Source organism: Shewanella zhangzhouensis (assembly GCF_019457615.1).
Classification (GTDB): Bacteria; Pseudomonadota; Gammaproteobacteria; order Enterobacterales; family Shewanellaceae; genus Shewanella; species Shewanella zhangzhouensis.
Genome location: NZ_CP080414.1, coordinates 684,212 through 706,239, shown reverse-complemented (window position 1 = coordinate 706,239; position 22,028 = coordinate 684,212). Strand labels below are relative to the sequence as shown.

Below are 22,028 nucleotides of genomic sequence, written 5' to 3'. Positions count from 1 at the left end.
TTCTTTTATATGCAGAATTGTGTCCTAACTATAAGATATTCCTGGTGACCTGATTGAGGTCGTGCTCGTTAGCCACCGTGGTCACCGAGCTGTGGGTCAGACCACTTTTAGCATCCACGCCGATGTGCGCTTTCATGCCGAAATAAAACTGGTTACCTTTCTTGTCCTAGTGTATGTCTTCGTCTCGGGTGTTGTCTTTGTTTTTGGTGGAACTGAGGGCTTGAAATATCGTGGAATCCACCAGAGTGCCCTGGGTCATCAAAACGCCACACTCTGCTAGTCATTGAGTAACGGAACTGAAGATTTTACGTGCCATTCTATGCTGCTCCGGCAATTGCTGGTTAAAGCTTGCTTCGCTGAATAAACTACAAACAAGCTGAGTAAGTGAAGCAATACGCCAAAAGTGAATTTTAATAGTTCTTAACATGCAAATTTTTCAACAAGCAGAATTATTAACTAATAACATGCAAAGCTTCACTCTCAGAGCATACGTATATTCGAACATTGTTAAGATGTACAAAATTGTTTTTAAAATGACGAAGAGTGTTAAGTTGACTAGCAATGATTCCCATCACGTATTCACATAGATTCAAAAGTCATCTATATTGGGCCATCGCTAACCCATTTAGGAAATACAATGTCTGAATTTTTGGAGATTTTAACTCACGGTCGTCGCCTTAAAGCATCTGTAAAAGACTTATCTGTTGATGAGCTCAAAGATGTTTACAATAAGCTGAGCAAGATCATTGCTGAACGGGAAGAAGAAGCAAAGGCTGAGGCAGAGGTGAATGCTGAGCGTTTAGCTAAGATAGCAGAACTTCAGAAAATGATTGAATCTGCAGGCTTGTCTCTCGAAGATTTGGGAGATGTACCTGCAAAAGTAAAAAGCAAACGGGAGCCTAGACCTGCTAAATACTCCATTGAAGTCGGTGGGGAAACTGTTACATGGACAGGGCAGGGAAGGATGCCGACCGTTTTCAAAGAGCAAGTTGAAGGCGGCCGTTCTATTGATGATTTTTTGATCTAGTACATCTAAGAACGGCACAACAATAGAGCAGACTTTCGATAGTCTGCTCTTGCCTACATCCTGTTTTCAGATTTATAACGCAAGAGCTGATGTTACCAATACTCTGTGATTGAAGAATGCCACTCAATTAAACTTATGGATCATCAGGCATGCCAGGTTAATTACTCTTAACATGCAGAATTACTCGCAAGCCGCACAAGCTGAAAAGTCTCTTCAAAAGATTGGTACTAATCTCGGGGAAAGGTCAACCTTACTCATTGAACATAACAATATTGGCGTTTAATATCAATGGAAGTCTGTCTGTAAACGTATTGAAAACTAGATAGAAACATGAATGTTGGTGATAAAGTTGAGCATCGTAGGAAACCTGAGTTGGGCCTTGGAGAAATCACTTCGATAAGTGAGCACTCTGTTACCGTCAGTTTCAATTTAAACCAAGAAATGGTGCTTATAAAGGATAGTTTGAAGCACAATGGAAAACACTGGTATGTAGGCCACTATAGACCAGGATCGCACAAAAGAGTTTCGCCTATCGGATATTGGAAAAACAAGAAGGAGCGTAGCTCAAGTTCAAAGTCAGTTTCATCCTTGTCTTCCCACGTTAAAGAAACCAAACCAAGCAACTGCAAAAAATGCGGCGGAACTGGATACCTTCCACAATATCATTACTATGAGAATGGAGTTTGTTTCGCTTGTATAGATACCTCGGTTAATTTTGATATAAGGACAGAAGATAAAGTCTGGGTATTAATTATCGATGACAAGCTAAATGTTCACTTTCACAGAACCATCCCTGCTTCAGATGTGTATAGGGTATCCACAAATAGAAATTTAGAATTAAAGCTTAATGAGCTTTCTCGTAAGTACCCTGATACTGAGTTTGAAATTATTGTCGGAAAAGTGAACCAGTACATGTCCGATGTTATGGAGGACATCAAAAAGCGGTGGGAATCAGTTTCCAATTCAATCAACAATTCAATGCAGCCCATCCCTTCAATCGGAGTGTGCAGTCATAAGCCTGAAACACACGCTGATGAACCAGAGCTAGTAAAACACAAACCAGTCTCGCCAACCGCAAAGACCTCAAAGCCACTACAGGCACCGAGGAATACCACAAATAGCACAATCAAATCAGCTGACTTAGATATGAAAAAGAATGCCAGGGACGACTCTAACTGGATTAGGAAATTTTTTGATAAAGTTATGATTGTATTTTGTTTTTTGTTTATTGGATTCATTCTTCTTGCAGTCTTAAGGGTGGTGACGGGGGGCGACTTGCCTTGTCAGGAACAATATAAACGTGCCTGGGAACGCTGTAATGACCGCTATAACGGTAAGTGTTCGTATCTAGGCCCTGATTTTAAGCCTTCCTGTGAACTGGATTACGATCAGTATTACGATAATTAACGTCGTAAGTTAGATGTATTAGACGGGACTTGAACTGACGCATCATCTTGAGAATGCGAGGGTCATTTGTACTAGCTCAGACCTGATCTGATAGTTACCCATTTGTTAATTGGTGTTAGATTAGGTCTGAGCTAGTACATCTAATTGACTTAGTGAAAATCCACCAATGTAATGGTGTTAGCTGATTTCTGTGTACTACCTCTTAGCGTACTCGATAACCAAATCGCTGTCCTGCCGAAAGTTGTCGAACCATTCCATCAGTGTCCTTCAGTATACCTACAACGCACCAAGTTCAAGCGCATAACTACAAGTTGCACTCAGTTGGGGAAAAGATCACGTTATAACTTTTTCCGCATGATCCAACTTATAAACTGCCACCATAGATTCTTTTCAGATCCAATAGTAGATTTCTGTGAACCAGACGTAATGGAATCAATTTCGATTTTTGTTCTAACTGCCAGTTTAGCAATCGCGAATGGGTCCTGTCTTGCGTTCAACTGCTTCTGAATTAAGCTCTCTGGTAGAGGGCATCCTAACTTCCGGTTCACGGCAAATACGAATACCTCATTTTGCGTTTCTATAAATTTTTCAATATTCATATTTTTCACTGCTGTAGATACTTGTAGAAAATAGATTCAACAGCTCTAAGCCCAGCTTTATATTCTTGTTTTGCTGCGGGAGATGTGGAGTCTTTCACTTGTACAAAAAACCTGCATTCAGGGTTACTGGAGACTGCAGTTTTATAAAAAATATCGAAACGACCATAGAAATCACTCACTACTATTCTCTCAGCCTCAAAGTCTTTATCCATTAATAATTCATAGGCCGCCTTACGTTCTTCTGGATATATTGAAGTCACATATAAGGCATCATCGCTAACTTCAATTGAATAGGTATATTGTGGTTTTCCTTCCTTGGTTGCCCAACATGGTGGCAGTTCCAAACCATTAGACAAATTTGTTACTTGCCCGATCAAGTTTTCAATATCCACTTTATTTTTAACTATCTCCGAAGTAGCTGCTGCAAGCATTATCTCAGATTTAGCCAAAGCTTTCTTAAGTCTCTCCTTTTCTTCTTTAAGCTTACTTAAAGCTTGTTGCTGCTCTCCGCTTTTTATTTTCTCTTCTGCAAATTTTCTATTGCTCTTTTCTAGTTCAGTTAAACAATCTCTAAGTTCTTCATTAAGCCTGTTGATCGATTTAAGCAACTCTGCAAAATTAATATCGCTCTCAGTAAGTCGTCCCAAAGAAGTCCAAACTTCGTTAAGCGTCATTTTCGCAAGAACACTTGCTGCCTCAGGTGATTCGACCGACTTTTCTAGTGCTTTGATCAAAGCCTGGAGTTGAGCCAAGGCCGTAGAAAGTTCAGTACTGACCCCTTCATTAAATTGAGCTTCCAACCCTAACTTTTTCGTGACACTTTCAAGGTTTTCAATCAACTTTATGTAATTCTGTTCTTGTTCCCTAGCAGTACTCAGATCTCTAGTAAGTGTGGAGTTCATCAGTATCATTACGATCAACAAGGCGAACATAAGTATTAAGAGTAACTCTGTAACTGAAATACTGAATACATCATCCTTATCTTTACTCATGTTGCTGCAGCATCCCTGACTTGCTCTGTTTTTTGGTTCGTAATACTGAGTTCTTCTGTTATAAACTTTGCAGTCTTAATTAGATTCTCAGTAAAAGCCTTTGAGCTGTTCGACATAGAGTGACTGTCTTTTTCCCACTGGGCATTGAGTCGTGCAATCTGTTCTCTACGGTTTTTCAACTCTTCGATGATGTTAGATTCTTCTTGCAGAAGCTTCTGCATCTCTTCACCGGCCGTTAGTTGCCGATATTGTTCTAATAAGCGCTTATATTCTCCAGAAAGCTCAAAAATATGCTGACTCAGCTTTCTATCACCAGCCATCAGTTCAGTGGACTTTTCTGTTATCTTTTGTGATAAGCCTTCAATTGCGGTGATAAATTTATGCTGTGTCTGCTCTAGTATCGTTACATTAGCAGCAAATTTATCTAGTCCCTGCAGATTTCCCGCTGCATTTTCAATCGCTATATTTAACTTGTTAACTTGAGAGGCCGTGGCTGAAAGCTCTTCAGATGCGGACTTTGAGCCTTTCTCCAAGCTGTTTAGGTTATTCTGCATTTCATTTTTGAGCATTTCAAACGATTCACTAAATGCGAATTTCAACTCATCAAGACTGTTCTTGTGAACATCTCTGTTAGTATCAACAACTGAGCCGATCATTAACTCTAACTTTGAAGCTAGTTCGGTGCTGTAGTTATCAAGCCTCTCCAGAGAGCTTTTTAATGCATGCTCCATCGTTTTAGTGAAGTCTTCTAACGCATTTTTACTTAATTCCTGAATACTTTCTTGGGTTTTTTCATATAGCTCCATAGAAATTTTGTTCCGCTTTTCAGCTTCTTGTATGCTTTCATCCATGGCCTTAGACAACGTAGAAAGTGAGCGATTAGTAGAGCGCATTTGCACATTGAAGCTCTTTACTGTTTGTTCCAGAGTCTCTTTTGCAGAAAGCTGTGCAGACTCTACCGTCATGTCAAAGTTTTGGTAATAAATTCGCAAAGCCATTCCAACCAATGTTGTCGTCATTGCTGCACCAAACTGAGTTATCACAGCAGACGCTGCATTAACTCCTTGCTCTACGTTGAAGAACATCATAGCTACAATCAACGACATCAGCGTTAGAATGAACCCAAGGTAATAAACGCTATCGGAAAAGGTTTTCATGAGCCCATGTGGTTCTTTACCCTTTTTGAACTGCCAAAAGTATGAACCAATAACCCCCCCGCCCAGGATTACACCAAGGAAAACATTCAGGTTGAGCAAATTAAGCATGATGGCTACAGCTATACCCATGAGCAAATGGATATAAAAGGCTTTTCTTAACTGCTCTGCAGAAATGATATACTCTGTACCACCGGTAGTTTTTTTGTTTGTGTCTTCCATTACCGAACCTTTATTACTTTAAAATCAGAAGTACTTGTAAGATTAAAGGCCTGCTCCCACCATGAGATTAACCCGGAATCTTGGATACGTTTCTCATTTCCCTCCCTAAGTAACCAGTACAGCTGTACTTCCACACCGAATAAATCCGGCAAGCGGCTTACCTGAGATTTAGGCGGAATAGCAGAGAGATGAGTGCGGTAAAAACTAATAGCATCAGTATGTTGAATAAGATCTGTTATCAACACAATCCTTGCTAATTTTTGATCCGATTCTAGTGAATAGATGGTGGCTAGATCAGTTAAACTTTCCAGGATAGGGGAACGGCTTGCATCTAACGATTGCGTCGCTGCCTCAGTAATATCCTCTACTGGAGATTTAAAACTCTGCTTAAACTTCTTTTCCAACATTAGCTTGTTTTCAAAAAACTGATTAGCGTCAGAACCGTCTCGAGGCTTGCATTTATCAAAAACTGCTGTCGATAAGCCGTTGAAAGTTGCCGGGTCAACTTCATAAATTGCAACACGATAGCCAACGGAAAGCTCATCAATCTCTTTGATGATAGCCCTACTAACTAAGCGTTGTTGGTTCTGATTAAATCCACCAGTTTTATCGATTAGAATCGCAACGACTTGGCTTGGAGCATCTAATTCGCAAAGCGTGAGTTTATCGAATTTTTTCTTTGTTATCGCATACCAGCCTGCGGACACAAGAATTACCAGTAAGAATACTCCAGAAATTATTAATAACCATTGAGGGCGATTCTTTTGTTCTTCATGTAAGAGACTCATTACGCAGCTTCCTTCTCCGCATAAAGTAGATGTACTTTCGCTTGGAATTCCTTCCTGAGCAGGGAAAACTCGACCTCCATGAACGCCCTCAATTGGCTGGAAACCTCAGCAAACCTATGTTTGTCTTGCTCTTCCAGTAACGTCTCTAGTTCTGGTATTTCGAGTTCAAGAAACTTTTCTGGCAACACAGCTTGCTCCTCAAGGATGGCTTTACATTCTGCTGCGAAGCGCTTACGACATTCTTCACAAAAGGTTTCAAATTCATTACGTTGTTGTAAAAGGTATGTGCGGTAATCACTTTCTAACTGAGCAATTGCTTCTATGTCTTCATCCAGCTCATGGGACAGATTGACCAACTCTTGATAGGTCTCTTCGAGCTTTCTGTTTAGCAACTCCTTTTCCCTTCTAATCATTTCCGCAGCTTTAGTTCTCATCGATGAAAAAACTCTTCTTGTTTCAAGGGTTTTTCGCGTGATATCACCATACTCAGGATATGAGTCGTCATTTGTACAAAACTTATAAACAACGACGCTAAAGATTGTCACAGTGACTAAGAAAAGCATCCAACTATCAAAGGTGCTAATACCAAAAGGTTGTTCCCACATAGCTTTCACTGCTTCAAATGCTGCACTTTCTGCTTCTTGGTCTAAGGCTGCGCGATAATGACCGATAAAGAGTGCCACAGTAAACATTACTAGAAGGACTAGTATCATCCCCAAGATGCCTAACATACTTCTTTTTGATTCAATATGATGAGCACTCCTAAAACCATTAGCAAAGAAGAAAGCAATAACTATATTGATGAGTGAAATTGCTACCGCCATGGCAAAGCCTCCAGCCAAGCCAAATTCGCTAGCTTTTGCGAGAAAAAAAGCATTTAAAATTGATTCAAACAATAATCCAAATACAATCCACCCCCATATTTTTCTTTGATCCTCGGGGTATCTAGCTTCCCTTTTCAAATTATTAATCTCTTTAAACTTTGCCAGTTCTGTGTCCTGCAACTTCTTTTTCTCGAATTCTGCCTTGAGGTCGTATTCGATTTCTTTTATTTTTTGTTCTGTATTGGGAAGCAGCTCATGCTCTAGATGTCTTACCTGAGTAATTTTTGTTGAAATGGTGGAGCCTTTGGCTAGTTTTTTGTGATCTCCAACCCTTTTTCGTAGCACAGCTCTGTTCTCACGCTCGGCATCTATAACAATATTTTTGCCTTTACGTTCGATGTGTTGGTGATATTTTGATTGAGTCATCGATGAGCTGATTTCATGGTATGCATCAGTTTCTTTCAGAAGCTGATTTGAGGTGAGGATATCGAATATTTTCATGTTCTCTAGCCCTTGAAACCTTATGATTATTAGTTAAAAATTGGATTGTGAAGATTAATTGCCTTAACTTGTGTGATGGTCTATTCGGCATAAGCCAACTTCTTTTGTCATACGGTCTTCAATCGACTGACCTCGATCTCCCCTAACTGCGCTGGGGAGTAGTGCGCTCCTAATAGCATTATCAAACATATTTGAGTTCGCATAATCAAAGTGCACATCGATCATAGGCCTACAAACAGCTGCCGATGCAAAAGCTATAACAATCATGGCGAAGTAAGTTTCCATTTTTTCTCAATATAGCCCCATCAAAATGCAGCACACTTCCCATCTAGAACTGGATTATCAGACTGCTGCACCGCCTTTACTTTTTCCGCAATCTCACATTCGCCTTTAGTCACTGGATACTGCTTATCCCACGCATTCATTAGTTGACGCTGGCTTTTGCTCATCTTGTAACGAGGATAACTCGCTTCAAAGTACAGGTACGCTCTCGCAATCCGCCCTCTGGCTTCTTCAGGCGGTTGAACTTTGTCGTTTTCGATCCGCATATCACAGCTACCAAAGGTTGGCTTAGCTGCTGGTAACATTGTAAAATTGTAGTTCTGCCTAGCTGCATTGACGCTGCCTATTGCTGGTGCCAGGTTATAGAGGTCTGACTGCATTAAGCGATACTCTTTATTCGCTTTTTCAGCACATTTTCGTCCTTTAAATTTCTTACCTTTGCTATCGACGCATACAGGACTTCCCTCTCGCCATTCTGAGAATGTTTGGCCGAAGTTCTCGGCTGGTACGATATGCTCAGCTTCCCATTTGAAACGACGCTTGAGATAGACGGCGGTCTGAAATCCGTCAGGAAAAGTGACCTGCTTTTGACTATCAAATGTGGCACCACAGTATATCGTTTTGCGCAAAGCTTCCGTGGTGTAGATGCTATTCTGCATCAACTTCTTGGCAGCCGAGAACGATTCAATTTCGGTATTACCTGCCGCCAATGCACCAGAGCAGAAAAGTCCAACGATCAACCAAATTAGTTTCATTTATCGTACCCCATGAATGCTATGGAAGTTGCAATTAAGTTGGCCCATCTTCTGAAATCAAGCACCAAATCATCGTATCGACATCCTGAAGCCAGCTTTTGAATACCTGCAGCCTTGAGGGGAGCTCCGTGCCATGACTACGCGCAGCAAAGGAAAGATAGGAAAGGGAGAAACATTCAAGTGCAAACTCCTTGTAAAACACTAGAGTACCGTACGGATTATATGATGGCATTAATAGCATATTTTTGTCATAGAACAAAAATACTGCGACATCGGCGAGCACTTAAAAAAAAACGCTGTTTATTTGTACACGGCAGTGTTCCACTAATCCCACAGATTTTCATCAAAAACTGATCGACATTTTTTATCAATTCTGTCAGGTTCCTGCAGGAGAATGTGGAGTGATTGATGTGGCACTTTTAAGCATGATTAGACGTTTGCCTTTCCGGGACGGCATGTCAAAACGGGCAATCGCCAGACGTACCGGGTTGTCCAGAAATACCCTGAAGAAATACATGAGTCAGGAGCTGATCGAACAAACCAATCCCCTTCGGCAATCGGTCAGAAAACTGAAGCCCTGCTCTCGATGATGAAACAACTGAAATTAAATGGCATGTGTCAGAATGTCAGGATTTGGCACGGCGAAATGCCCAGACCTTGCAGCACGCGTAGCCTGTCCTGGAGACCTTGCTGAAAGCAGGGGTGGCAGAGCGTGACGTACGCTCGGTAGCGTATCAGATGAATGCAGCTAAATTCCGAGCCTACCGTGGTCTGTATGGCTTACACTTCAGTAACAATGAAGCCGATGAGCAAGTGCTTCAGGACTTACAACACTGCGAATTTATCCACAACAGCCAAAAAATTGTCTTAGTTAGTGGGCCGAACAGGGAAAGCGTATCTGGCGACGACTCTGGAGCTCAAACTATCCAACATCATCAGCTGCGGCTGAGATTTGTGTCCACGCTGTAACTGGTATACGCACTGAAGTTAGAGAATCGCAAGCAGTACGCTGGACGACTGACTCCCAAGCTGTCAGGGGTCGGTCTGATCATCCTCGATTAGATGGTTAATGTACTGTTCAGTCAGACATGGGGCACACTGCTGTTTCACTTGCTGACAAAACTGTATGAGAAAACCAGCGTGATTATCACCTCCAACCTCTACGTCAGTGAATGGTCCAAGGTGTTTGGTGACGCCAAGGTGACCATGGCGTTGCCGGATAGGCTGACGCATTACTGCCATAATATTGAAAACAGGTATAACAGTTACCGGTTTAATGAATCCACTCGAAAGACAAAAGCGACTAGAAAGTAATACTTGAGAAACCAACGACCTCATGCCAATAATGGCAGAGTAAAACGGATCAAAATTCGATTTAAACGGTGGATCAGTTTTACGTGCAAATCAATACTCGTGTCAGATGTAGCTTTACCCATCTGCCCTATTGGTGTTAATGGTGTTTTGTATGGATTTCCATTTTTGTAAGACAATATAAATGGCTAAAATTTTTCCATCATTAGAGAATATATCACGCTTAAAAGTAAAGCCGACTGAAGGAGAGATGTACCTACTAAACACCTTTGCGCAGAACTTGGATGACACATTTGAGGTGTTTTTTAACCCTTTTTTAGATGGTGATAGGCCCGACTTTATTGTTATAAAAAAAGGTGTTGCGATCTTTGTAATTGAAGTGAAGGATTACAATTTAGACAATTATAGCGTAGACGAATTCAATAAGTGGTCAGTAAAGCATGCAGGAGGTAGCTCTAGAATTGCGTCGCCTCAGGCACAAGCGTTTACTTACAAGAGAAATTTATACCAGCTCCACTTACCTATATTAGGGTTAAGTAATTTAAGTAATCGCCACTTTTATAATTTGGTCCAACCTTTTGTTTATTTGCACAAAGCCGACAAAGTAAAGATAAACTCTTTTTACAAGCATGCCGAAGATCAACAGAGAAGTGCTTCAAATATGCTTTTTACGCAAAGAAAGAGTGGAGAGATATCTCTAGAGATATATAACCGCCGAGCTGATGGCGTATCCTCAAGCAAGAAGAAATTGTCCCGGGATAAATCGATGGCTTACGGGATTGACCGCGTCGTTGACATGCTCAAGAAAATGAAAAGCTTTTACCCAAGCTGTCTTTTTGATGATCGTGTTTATGATGAATTTAAAAGAAGGCTAAAGCCGTGTGAACATGTAAAACGACAAGGTAAACCAATCCCTTTAGATGATAAGCAGGCGAAATTAACAGTAAGTCTTGTTGGCAAAGAAAAGATCAAAGGCGTTGCTGGTTGCGGCAAGACGACGATCATAGCTCAGCGAGCCGTTAATGCTCATAAAAGGCATGAGGACAATGTACTTATTGTGACCTTTAATATTACTCTAAAGAATCTAATCAAAGATAGGATAAGTGACACTTTAGGCTATCGTGATGAGCAAAATTTTACTGTTACCAATTATCATCAATTTTATAACTCTCAAATTAACACGAGTGGTCAAGATATCTCTGCATTGATAGAAGTCTACGGCCTGGAGCAACTCTATAAAACAGATTGTTTTCAAGATTATGTGTTATCACGTTATCAAACCATCTTAGTTGATGAAGTTCAAGACTTTGAAAGTGAGTGGGTTAAAATCCTAAGGGACAATTTCCTTGCTCCCGACGGAGAAATGGTGCTTTTTGGTGATGAATCACAGAACATTTACGAGCGCGATAATGAGCGTGCAGCCGTGATTGCACAAGGTTTTGGGCGCTGGAAAAAGCTTAAAAGATCATACCGAACAAGCATAGAATCACCTTTAAACCAAGTGTTTAAAGACTATCAGTCAAAGTACCTAATTGAGAAATATTCTGATTCAGAACTGCTCGAAACCATCCCTGTGCAACAAGGTTTTTCATTCGAGATATTAGAGTTTCACCAGTGCTACCTTGATTGGGAAAATAAATCTTTTGAGCATATTCAAAGGATTGTTAAAGCTAATAGTTTCAATCCAAATGATGTGGTCATATTGTCATCCAACATTTATCATGTCAGAAGGCTAGCTGAGATGTTTCAGGATATAGAGAAAACCCACTGTATGTTTGAGACGTATCAAGAGTTACATCAGATGATTGCAGTTTATGATAGCAGCATCTCCTTTGAGAAACTAAAGTCAATGTCTGAAGATGATTTATGGCAAACCATCAATAGGCATAAGGGGCTAACGTCTGATATAGAGCGAGCTAGGCGAACCAAAAAGAATCACTTTTATGCTAATAGTGGTTTAATAAAGCTTTCTACTGTCCATAGCTTTAAGGGCCTGGAGTCTAAGGTAGTGTTCTATTTGATGTCTGAAAAGGATACCCCTGAAATTGTCTATACGTCAATCACCCGTTCAGTAGAAAATCTCATAATCCTAGATGTAAGCAATGAAAACCAATTCTCCACTTTTTTTAATGATTGCATGAATAAAAAAGACGATACAACAGGACTATTTTAATAACCACCGAGGACCAGTTAGAAAAGTTCCGCCTTGATTGGTTTACAGACCAAGGCTACATATAAAAAATGGGGTACGACGTCGCCCCTAATGGCGTTACCCATCCAGCCATAGTCGCTGATGAAAGTTATGACTACCAACAAGTCGATTCGAAACAGTGCTCGCTTTAGCGTTTAGCCGTATTGAACCTGACCTTTCCCCGAGATTAGTACCAATCTATTGATGAGATTTTTCAGCTTGTTCGGCTTACAAGCATTGCTACATGTTTTACTCTTAATATGCTGAATTTCATACTCAGGATACACGTATATTTGAATGTTTTTAAGAGTAATAACAGTTTTAGAAATGATTAAGAGTGTCAAGTTAACTAGCAATGATTCGTCTAACGTATTCACAGCGAGTCAGAAATCATCTATATTGAGGAATCACTAACTCATTTAGGAAATATAATGTCTGAATTTTTGGAGATTTTGACACACGCCCGCCGTCTGAAAGCATCAGTAAAAGATTTATCAGTTGATGAGCTCAAAGATGTTTACAATAAGCTGAGCAAGATCATTGCAGAACGGGAAGAAGAAGCCATCGCTGATGCTGAAGCGAATGCTGAGCGCTTAGCTAAGATAGCAGAACTTCAGAAGATGATTGAATCAGCAGGCTTATCTCTTGATGATTTGGGAGATGTTCCTACTAAAGTAAAAAGTAAAAGAGCGCCTAGGCCTCCTAAGTACTCCATTGAAGTCGGTGGGGAAACTGTAACGTGGACAGGACAGGGAAGGATGCCGACCGTCTTCAAAGAGCAAGTTCAAAACGGTCGTTCTATTGAAGACTTTCTGATCTAAACCGGGCATTGAAACAGAGCAGGCTTTCAATAGTCTGCTCTCATTTATCTTTACCCAATATAATGAAAAAGCACTGGTTTAGAATTTAAATCATAGAGTTTTAAGGAGCTTTCTCGATTGGTTAAAGATCATACCTACTCCCATGTTCCAAAAGAGCATGATGCAAACAATCCGTTATTCAACAAGATGATCTTATTTTAATTACTAAAGATGTAAACCTCAGGATTCCCCTTATGTATACACTGGTTTGAGATCTGGAGTCATTCGATTCTATCTTACTTCTACATTAACATACATACTTGCAGTTAAATACTCTAAAATGTTTATGCTATGTGTAATGACTTTTACTTGCAGTGCTAGACCTAAAGAAGCTGAGTTGTATCAGATTGGTATTAAAGGACCAGATTTTTGATTTACAACACATATTCAGATAGATGTGAAATTACGAGTTAAAAAAAGCTAGAAATGCTCATCTTCTCCATACATAATTTAGGAGGCTTATTCTATGACTCTTAAAAACCATAGCAGGAAATTAAACTTTTAAACTGGATTATTATCCTACACAAGGAACGACTAAATGAGCTTAGGAAAAAAAATTACTGAATTGGTGCTGCCTATAACTGTAATCGGTGGCTTCATAGGGGCTGTTCAAGATATTATTTCGCCGATCAGCAAATTCGGCATTTGGGCCGGTATAAGCTTTGCGTCATTAGCAGTGATTTTGATATGTATTCCTGAAGACTCAAAGCTTGGAATGCTCATAAAAAAGATCTCGCAACACTGGAAAACACCTTTGATATTTAGTTTTATCATATTAACAGCAATTACCTTCCTGTGTGCCAACATTACTAGCAAAAGCATCGCCAATGGTGGAAATGGTGTTTTATCAGACAAAATTCAAATTTTTGCAGAAATTCAAAGTGAAATATTGTCTTTAGCACGAGAAACTAACGTCATTGTAAAGGATACAAATAAAACAGTTAAAGATACCAATAGTGTCGTAAAGACAACGCAGCAAACTGTGAACAAAACAAATGATGATGTTCAGACTATTTTAGAAAACACTAGAATGACTGCTACCAAGAAGCTCGCTGAATTGAGTTATCGAGTTGGTGACCAGAGTGATTTCTTTCGTGCAGTCCAAGAGCTTTCAGGACAAGAGTTACATGATGTTTTATCGCTATTTAAAGATGCACAGTTGAAGCTTTCTCGCCAAACAAATGTTTGGCCAGATCTTTTTACATACGACAATGAGCGTAATGCTTTACTGCTGAGAATGCCAAAGCTAACAAACTTAGTACATGCTCTTATCTACTTAGATTACCCTATTGAAAAGATATTGGCAGTTCTAAATGTATTCGAGGGAAGCGAGTATTTGAAATCGCCGGTGGCTGATTTTTATGCAGAGCAGTCAATAAATCCAACATTGGCTAATGTTAGAACTAATGTAACTCACCCGCAGCGTCTCACAGGTAGCAATCACTCAGATGTTAACTTTTCGTTAATAAGCTATCCTAGAAAAAGAGATGGTAAAGAAACAAAACAGCGTGGTGGATATACACTAATGCACACCGCTGCTGCGATGGGGAATCTAAGACTAATAGAGGTATTGATCAATCGCGGACACAATTCAGATGAAATATCAATTAGTGGTTACACTCCGCTAGCCTTGGCTATTGAGAATGAACATATCGAGGTGGCAAAATTTATTCTTAGCAATGAAGTTGACGTATCTAAGAATAATTTCATAGCTTTTGAAGTGACATTACTTAAAATGTTTGATGGATACTACCCTGATAAAGGCTCACCAATTTCAGCAATGCTTGAAGAACATAAATATGCTTTAGGAGAGCCACAGGACAATCCTTACTTCAAGTTAGCAAAAATGATTCAATCTAAATCTTCTTCCACTCCAAAAAGTATAATTTATGCCGTAAAAGATGTTTACAAGACAAATGTAAACTTAGTACATAAAGATGCAGCTGAATTCGAGTACGCCAAATATCCTGATGCTATAAAGTACAAAGAATATATAGCAAGAGTGCAGCTGGGTGAAAGATATATTAGCACTCTAAGCTCTTTGTTATAAGCATCATAAACATAGAGTAGTTTAATGTATTGTTTTTAATATTGATATGTAGTGGCAAATGGATTTGCCATTAATAGATAATTCTCATCTTTGGGTAAAGGTCAAGCAGCACTGGCCTGTATAAGTGCCACTGTTTTCCACCTGGGCTGGGCAGTTTAGGGCAGCGCCGCTATACGGCCTAATGGTTAAACCATAATCATGAAAATCTGTAATTCACTTGAAGATTACTCAACTGAGTTTAAGCATGTATGCCAGTGTAATGCGTAAAATGCGTAGTATTTTATAAGAACAGAAAGTCCACTTTAATAGTTCAACATGCAGAATCACCTGCAAGCCTGTCAAAACTGAAAAATCTCATCAAAAGAATGGACCGTATCCGAGATAAGGTCCATTCCCCGATACTTTACTTGCCACAACACTGCTTGTATTTCCTACCAGAGCCGCACTTGCATGGTTCATTCCTTCCAACTTTGACTTTTCCCAATGGAGTGCGAGTTTGAGAAGCCTTAGCTTTGTAACTTTTAGGCAGATAGAAATTCGACTTTACGGAATCTACTCTGTACGGAGACTTAGCATCAATTATTTTCGACCCCTCTTGCGATATTAATTCATACATATTTTCCATAGACTCATGTGGTGAACCGTTGGCTTTGAACTGCATATAAAATACTATCAGGTCGTTTTGCTCTTTTTCGTTTAAACTGGGAAAATTTATTAGTTTATCAAATATTTTCAGGTACTTAGTGGTTTCTGCCTCAATCTTCTTTCGTACGCCTAGTGGGCATTTCGGGTTGCGGTAACTCAAAACTAAATCCCAAATTCCCTTTTTTAATTCTGTTGTATCTCCACCAGCAATTTTGAGTCTGAGTATCCCATATTCGAATTTAGCGATGGCGTCATCGTTAAGATCTAGATAACGAGTATAGTATTCTAAAGCTTGATGGTGACTCTCATTTGAAGCTAAGGCCCTGCCAGCGCTAAGGAGTGCGAGCACGTGGTTATTGTTTATAGCCTTCTCGATCAATTCCCAGTATTTATCTAACTCGCCAGATTGTCGATATATCTCTGCAAGCCTGTATTGTGACTCTGGGAATCCACAGTTGGCAGCCTCGGTCAGCAGCTCAATTGAGCGAGCCTGATTTTTTTCAACCAACTCGCCGGCACTATACACCTCACTAAGCACATTTTGGGCCAAGGGATTACACATTTTCGCCGCTTCCTCTAAAAACTCCAATGCGCACTGTTTATCATTTATATCGGCATCACTCATGTTCATTACGAAAAAGCCAAAATAGGCCTTTGCCATTACATTTCCTTGACTAGCACAAAAGTACATGTGATCAATAGCTTTAACTATATCCGACTTACAACCTAGTCCTTGCTGGTAGACTAGCCCAAGTGTAAATCTACTATCTAAATGCCTAATATTGGATGATGATTCCAAGAGGAAAATAGCATTCTTTAAATGGTCATTTTCGTCGATGTTTGAATGCCCCATAGTTGCGAGCTCATGTTTGATCCTGAGTTGATTCCCTTCGATGAGGGATATCGCTACCTCAAACTTTGCCTGCGGGTCATTGTTGAAAATGGCTCTATAGCTTGCTTCTTGTAGAGCCATCTCAGTTGGCTCTTCAAAGTAATACTCAACAGGGGCAACACCGTGCACTGAGGTCCTAATTAGGCCTAATGTATCGCACAAAGTTAACAATACTGTGCGAGCCTGACTAACTAAATCCTGTTCATCATCTGAAAATTCTTCTGGGTGCGCTGCTCTATTGCCAGACTTTCGGATTTGGTGTAAATAGTGCACAATCTCTTGATTAACTATTCTTTTCCTTTCCAGTGCAACTAGCAATCCATACAAGTCCGCTTCAATAATAGCGTCTTGGAACTCTTCAAGAAGGCTATACGCGATATTCGTTGCTATTGCTCTCAGCAGAATGAGAGTATGAATCGGTGCAGTTTTATAAAGGCGTTTAGCTCGATCGTATATTTCACTTATTTCTTGGTCGAACAGCCGAACCAGTTCTGAGTCACTTATTGAATTCAATTGAAAGCCATCCTGCTTTGTTAACCGAAATTATGTTCCGTCGCTAAATACTTGCAGTAGTACGTGTACTGGAAAACTCACATCGGTATTTGGATAAAATCTATGTGAATTTGCCGTTTTTGATCTCTTGTTCTCTGACACACCAGGCTAAGTTTATTGCATCAAGTACTATTCTATCAGCCTTGTGCTCTCTTTCTGCCTTATCGACCATCAAGTCCAAAGTATTCAGGCACTTACTACGTCTAAACTTTAAAACCCAATCTCTTGAAGTTTCGTCAACTTGTTCATAATCAAAGATTTTCATCATACCCTTTTAACATTGGTTTTATCTATCTTCACTTGCAACTACTCGTGAGCGGTAGGACTTTCAGGGGGGGCGCCTCATTTGGGCTCCGAGTTCCAGCGCACTAATCTAGGCGATCTATTCTAGGGCTCTACTGGTAGCTTTGAGACTGATACTACTCAAATCGCTTGTCTATCTCTTTAATGAACGACGTTCTCAGCCTCCCATGAGGCTAAACCGGGTTAATACATATTAACATGAACTTTATAATGTATTGTTTATAAAGGCCATTCAAGAATGGCCAACTCATCCGCATTTCCATCACAAAAAGCCAGCTCTTCTAGGTGAACACAGGCGGCTTTTACGACGCTTCTTTCGCCAAGAGCTGCATGTTGAGCGAACTTGTTTTCAAACCTGCCCTGTCGAACCGGTAGCGCATATAGGCTGAGATATCATCCTCGTGGGAGGAGACAACCAACTGGCAATGCTTGAGTTCGCAACGGAGTAGATCGGTCAAGGAAGCAACGTTGACTTCATCCAGAGATTGCGACGGATCATCAATCAGGATGAGAGGCACCCGAGCATAGACCTTATTGAGGGAGAGGAAGAAGGCAAGGCTGAGGGCTGACACCTGACCAGAACTCATGGACATGACTGCGTCGTGTTCAGACTTCTCGGCAGTCAGAAATCTCAACTGTGTACCTTCGCGGCTCTCGATAAATAGACCCAGACCACGCTGGTAGTTTTGGATTAGTCGGCCACTGTAGATATGAAATATGAGTTCAATAGCCGAAATTGTCTGGTCGGTATACCTTTGCTCTGTCTCCTTCAGAGTGTCGCGGAGTGTTTTGATTTTAATTTGTGCTTTTTGGGCCGCTAGGGTTTCGTTTTCGATAAGTTTAAGATCGGAAATACAGGTTTGAAGGCGAGCATTTTGAGCCTCGTTGGCTTTAATCGATATGTACAGCTCTTTGTCCTTTAGGTCTTCAGCTGTGATTATGTAGAAGTCCTGCAAGTTTTTAAAGGCGCTATTTATTATTTCTCGCCAGCCCTCCGGCAGCGCTAATGCATCAGCTTCAATCTCCTTTTTATTCCTCAGATTCACTTTGAGCTTTTCAAATCGTTCATTAACTACGTCATCATTTTCCGTAAATGAGTCAGTACATTGAATATTGTTGCTTTGCAGCTTCTCCATTAGCTGAGTTATTGCTGGAAGCCGAAGCTTAATTTTGGTCAGCTCTGCATGAAGATTGGGTTCAAATGTGGGCTTAAGAGCTTTTAAACCGTCTTGGATATGGATGTCGATGAGCTTCAGCTCAGCATCCATAGCAGCGATAAGGTCAACTAAATCCTTACCGTCCTTGCTTAATGATTCAGAGATCTGCTTAGTTCTTGCTTCAATGGCAGCCACCATTGATTTATGATCTTCCCAGTCCGTACCACAGAGAGGGCACAACTGCTCATCAGGATAGGACTTCTTATGTTCATCAATCAGCTGCCTTTTCAGGCGTTCCAATTCGGTTACGATGTTCGCATTGGCGCTGCTTTTTTTTCGTAGGCTGTTTCGGGATTCAATTTGTAACTCAAACAACTCAAGGCGCCCATCAGCCCAGTTTGGTAGTGATTGAGCTTCTTCGACCTTAATTATCGAGGCTCCACGCTTGATTATAGCCGCTGAACGATCCAGCTCATTAATCTGCTTCTTGATTGCTTCAAGCCCATCAAGCTTATTCAGATCTTTACCGAACTGAGCCAAGCTTCTCAGAGATTCTTCGTTACGTTCGATGTCGGCCTCGATAGCCTCGTTGTGAACCCGAGTTTTTATCGTGGCTTTGAGCGGTAGAAGGGCAATAATTTTGCGAACTGATTCCTGGTAGGCAGCATGATCTGCCGCTGAGTACGTTGAAAATAGAACCTCCTTGTCCCATATTGGTTGAACATTAGTCGTGGAGAGTTTTTTGTACCCAACGATCCCTGCTTCAAGCTGTAATGTGCGTCTTAGGGTAGCGATCTCTTCCGTTATTGACTCGACTTTTGCCTTACGATCAGGATCTTTGATGTACTTTGTGAACTTACTGTATATGGTGTTGCAGTTTTCAATTTCCGCTTCGACATCGCTGATATTAAAGAGGTTTCCTAGCTTATCCTTCCGTTGGTCTACCCGTGAGTGCAACAGTCGGTTTTGTCCTTGCTCCAGATAGTTAAGGAAGGAGAAGTTTTCCCTGAAGTTTTTACCGAAAACTTCGTCAAGGAAGTTGTTGTCGCGCAGATTGATCTTCGTAAAGTCAAATGATTCTAATTCCGGTAGCTCGTAGAGCTTAAAGTTTTCATAATTGTCTGCACGATTGTTCGCTGGCTTCTTGAATATCGCCGCTGGACAATGTCTAGCTAAAACAAGTTTGCGATCATCATTGGTGAATTCAATTTTAATGTAGAGGTCGTTCTCGCCAGAGCGATTATTCCAGAAGAGATTGTCTGCGTAGTTCTTTGTGCGATTACTTAGTAAAGTTGAAAATAAGTTTTGTATTCGACTAATCTGACCGGTAAGCAGCAGTTCGATGGCGTCGAATATGCTTGTTTTGCCAAAACCATTTGGGCCATCAAGTGTTAGCAAAGCTGATTCGCCAAGGTCCAAGTAGATATGCTTAAATGCTTTGAAGCTAGAGACTTCAATCTTGGATATTTTCCAGTTCATTTTTAATCATTTCCTTAATAATCTGGTCGGCGTTTGCGTTTGTGACTTGCAGAATAGTCGCATACGTATCGCTTAGGCCGGCTTGTGCGACGGCCTCAATTGCTTGCTGCCTCAAGGACACGAGGTTTCCTGGATGACCAGGTAGCTCCAGGAAAGGAAGCTTGATAAAGGTCTTTGCAGCGAAGCTGTATTGTGAAGCTTCAAGGGGATTTTCTTTGTAATTAAGAAATTCCTTTTTGTCAGCAATCACAGATACAAGTTTGTCGTAGGTAAAATCAGTGAGAGCGCTTTCTTCCGCAACGCTGTAGTAGAGGACATATTTTTTATAAAAATGCGGGTCTTCCTCGATTGCGAAGATTTCTTCTTCGTGATCCTTGAACTCGGCCAGAACGTCAAAGCGATGAATGCAAATCAGATCGCAATTCTTCTTGAAACTTGGGTTTCTGAGAAATTCCTCAGGAGCAAGGTGATTGATTCGGTTATTCAGCTCGGCAGGGTCAGGAAGGCTATCTAAAGTATGTAAGACTGCGAATCTAATGGCAGACCCAGACTCGCGAACATAAAAGCTTGTGGTGTCCAGTTCTCGCTTACTCACAAAACCATGGGCAGCAAGTGCTTCATCAATGAGTTGTTTTATCATTCAGTCGACCCTCTGCGTCATCTTTTGTCATTACGCTAATGCATAGCGATTTGGTGATGTTACTTGCAAGCTTTTCAGTGGCTGGCTTGTTGTCGAAATCATCTGAGTTTGTGAATTTTGTATTAAAGGTGAATGATGCTTCCGCTTTGCTGGCGATTAGATGGTTGTACTCAAAAAGTAGTCTCAGCAGATCCCCGTTGTTTTTCATTTCTCTGATCATGTCAGACTCACACTCTTCGCTTTCATCCACGTCAAGAGCGGTAGGTACGTAGAACCGATTTTCGCTGTCGAGGTAGTGCGGTAGATGGTTGAATATGGGCTCGACCGAAATAGCCTGGATGAGCTTGGTGTATCGCCTGATGTCGTTCGTCTGAACGTCTTGAAACCGCTCGGATGGCTTCATCATCTGGCATAGGGTTTTTAATTCGTTCATGTGCGTTTCGCGAACATGCTCACACAGACGCCTAGCTCTTTCATAAGTGGCGTCACTCATTGTTGGTAGTGCCTGATCCAGTCTCTCTTCTAGATGGGTCTGGAGCCTAGCCTTTAATTCAACAGCATAGTAGTCGCGATTCTGATAGGGGTTTTGGGTCAGAAGGTCCTCTAAGATTTCTTCAGCCTTGATACGCTCCTCGTATGCAGCTTCTCTTGCTGATATTCCGTCAACTTGATTTAACTTATGGATATGTATTGCCTTAGTACTGATTTTTTCTGACAGTAGGCAGTAGTTAAAATTTATAAGATTATCACTGTAAGTGATGGACTGCTCCTCACATATTTTTCTTATGAGTTCTTTGGTCAGCCCTTCAATTTCACCCAGTCCACAATGGCAACTGTCTCCGTAGCGGTAGAATTTCACTATTTCTCCGCTAGCGCCTTTGTGATCATCGGTATTGTCTAGCTTTACGGATACGTGAAAATAACGGGACGTCCCTTTGTTTTTGTCGAATTCGATTAAAGTGGACTGCTCCAGCGCCGTGGTGTAACCACTACGATTTTTGCTAATCTTCGCTTTGACTTGATGGGCGGTATGTATTTTTCCATCTTTATAAATAGCGAAGTCGTCGCTACTGTCTAGCTGAAGCTCGAAGTCTAAGTCGCCATCGTGAATAAGTTTAAGTGAATGATATAGCGCAACTTTTCCTTGATAAACGAAACCGCTCCACGAGGATATGGCGCTGGCTGGGTAGTTCTCATCATCTTCTGGGCTCACTTGAATTCCTTTCACCGTTAGCGAATAGCCAGTGTGGCCGAATGATATTACAGCATTTCAATGCCTTATGTGCTCTCCTCGTGTGTTTTGTGAATTTATTTTGCTCTTTTGAAGGAATTTATTAAGAAAATTTCCTGAATAGCTACTGACTCATTCGAGCCTTTCTTTGCCCAAACCAAGCTTA

The 22,028-nt window shown here is 40.8% G+C and carries 16 protein-coding genes and 2 pseudogenes; 8 read left to right on the top strand and 10 right to left on the bottom strand.

Annotated elements, in window-relative coordinates; genetic code table 11:
* Nucleotides 1-46: 46 nt before the first annotated feature.
* Nucleotides 47-340 (bottom strand): annotated as a pseudogene (locus tag K0H63_RS03070) (transposase); the annotation flags it as partial.
* A gap of 297 nt (nt 341-637) precedes the next feature.
* Between K0H63_RS03070 and K0H63_RS03065 the strand changes: the two are divergent.
* Complete coding sequence (locus tag K0H63_RS03065; RefSeq protein WP_220066670.1) at nt 638-1,027, top strand: H-NS histone family protein; 390 nt, start codon at nt 638-640, stop codon at nt 1,025-1,027.
* Nucleotides 1,028-1,357: 330 nt separating this feature from the next.
* On the top strand, nt 1,358-2,434 hold the full coding sequence (locus K0H63_RS03060; protein ID WP_220066669.1) for a hypothetical protein: 1,077 nt from the start codon (nt 1,358-1,360) through the stop codon (nt 2,432-2,434).
* Between the two features lie 604 nt (nt 2,435-3,038).
* On the opposite strand, the gene K0H63_RS03055 is transcribed toward K0H63_RS03060, so the two are convergent.
* The 5 genes from K0H63_RS03055 to K0H63_RS03035 all read right to left on the bottom strand — a co-directional run bounded on the left by K0H63_RS03055 (nt 3,039) and on the right by K0H63_RS03035 (nt 8,551).
* Nucleotides 3,039-4,025 carry a coiled-coil domain-containing protein gene (locus K0H63_RS03055; RefSeq protein WP_220066668.1) on the bottom strand — a complete coding sequence of 329 codons (987 nt, stop codon included), beginning with the start codon at nt 4,023-4,025 and terminating at the stop codon, nt 3,039-3,041.
* Nucleotides 4,022-5,401, bottom strand: a complete 1,380-nt coding sequence (locus K0H63_RS03050) for a hypothetical protein (protein ID WP_220066667.1) — start codon at nt 5,399-5,401, stop codon at nt 4,022-4,024. The genes K0H63_RS03055 and K0H63_RS03050 overlap by 4 nt, the downstream gene beginning before the upstream one ends.
* Entirely contained in the window at nt 5,401-6,189 is a 789-nt protein-coding gene (locus tag K0H63_RS03045; protein ID WP_220066666.1) for a hypothetical protein, read from the bottom strand. The genes K0H63_RS03050 and K0H63_RS03045 overlap by 1 nt, the downstream gene beginning before the upstream one ends.
* Nucleotides 6,189-7,514: a Yip1 family protein gene (locus K0H63_RS03040; protein WP_220066665.1), complete on the bottom strand. Its 1,326-nt coding sequence runs from the start codon at nt 7,512-7,514 to the stop codon at nt 6,189-6,191. The genes K0H63_RS03045 and K0H63_RS03040 overlap by 1 nt, the downstream gene beginning before the upstream one ends.
* Before the next feature lie 305 nt (nt 7,515-7,819).
* Nucleotides 7,820-8,551, bottom strand: coding sequence for an endonuclease (locus K0H63_RS03035; protein ID WP_220066664.1), 732 nt, complete (start codon nt 8,549-8,551; stop codon nt 7,820-7,822).
* Nucleotides 8,552-8,952: 401 nt separating this feature from the next.
* On the opposite strand from K0H63_RS03035, the pseudogene K0H63_RS20040 reads away from it, so the two are divergent.
* The 6 genes and pseudogenes from K0H63_RS20040 to K0H63_RS03010 all read left to right on the top strand — a co-directional run.
* Nucleotides 8,953-9,075 (top strand): annotated as a pseudogene (locus K0H63_RS20040) (helix-turn-helix domain-containing protein); the annotation flags it as partial.
* 178 nt (nt 9,076-9,253) lie between these two features.
* On the top strand, nt 9,254-9,520 hold the full coding sequence (locus K0H63_RS20035) for an ATP-binding protein (protein WP_286670261.1): 267 nt from the start codon (nt 9,254-9,256) through the stop codon (nt 9,518-9,520).
* Nucleotides 9,521-9,661: 141 nt separating this feature from the next.
* A complete protein-coding gene (locus tag K0H63_RS20030; protein WP_258405645.1) occupies nt 9,662-9,865 on the top strand; it encodes an ATP-binding protein in 204 nt (67 codons plus the stop codon).
* 181 nt (nt 9,866-10,046) lie between these two features.
* A complete protein-coding gene (locus K0H63_RS03020) occupies nt 10,047-12,035 on the top strand; it encodes a nuclease-related domain-containing DEAD/DEAH box helicase (protein WP_220066662.1) in 1,989 nt (662 codons plus the stop codon).
* 449 nt (nt 12,036-12,484) lie between these two features.
* Nucleotides 12,485-12,874, top strand: coding sequence for an H-NS histone family protein (locus tag K0H63_RS03015; RefSeq protein ID WP_220066661.1), 390 nt, complete (start codon nt 12,485-12,487; stop codon nt 12,872-12,874).
* Between the two features lie 577 nt (nt 12,875-13,451).
* Nucleotides 13,452-14,963: an ankyrin repeat domain-containing protein gene (locus tag K0H63_RS03010; protein WP_220066660.1), complete on the top strand. Its 1,512-nt coding sequence runs from the start codon at nt 13,452-13,454 to the stop codon at nt 14,961-14,963.
* Nucleotides 14,964-15,366: 403 nt separating this feature from the next.
* On the opposite strand, the gene K0H63_RS03005 is transcribed toward K0H63_RS03010, so the two are convergent.
* The 4 genes from K0H63_RS03005 to K0H63_RS02990 form a co-directional block, all read right to left on the bottom strand.
* Nucleotides 15,367-17,013, bottom strand: a complete 1,647-nt coding sequence (locus K0H63_RS03005) for an SEC-C metal-binding domain-containing protein (RefSeq protein ID WP_258405644.1) — start codon at nt 17,011-17,013, stop codon at nt 15,367-15,369.
* A 644-nt stretch (nt 17,014-17,657) separates the two neighbouring features.
* Entirely contained in the window at nt 17,658-19,991 is a 2,334-nt protein-coding gene (locus K0H63_RS03000) for an AAA family ATPase (protein ID WP_220066659.1), read from the bottom strand.
* Nucleotides 19,966-20,631, bottom strand: a complete 666-nt coding sequence (locus K0H63_RS02995; protein WP_220066658.1) for an ABC-three component system middle component 1 — start codon at nt 20,629-20,631, stop codon at nt 19,966-19,968. Before K0H63_RS02995 ends, K0H63_RS03000 begins: the two co-directional genes overlap by 26 nt.
* Nucleotides 20,612-21,844, bottom strand: coding sequence for an ABC-three component system protein (locus tag K0H63_RS02990; RefSeq protein ID WP_220066657.1), 1,233 nt, complete (start codon nt 21,842-21,844; stop codon nt 20,612-20,614). Before K0H63_RS02990 ends, K0H63_RS02995 begins: the two co-directional genes overlap by 20 nt.
* Nucleotides 21,845-22,028 lie beyond the last annotated feature (184 nt).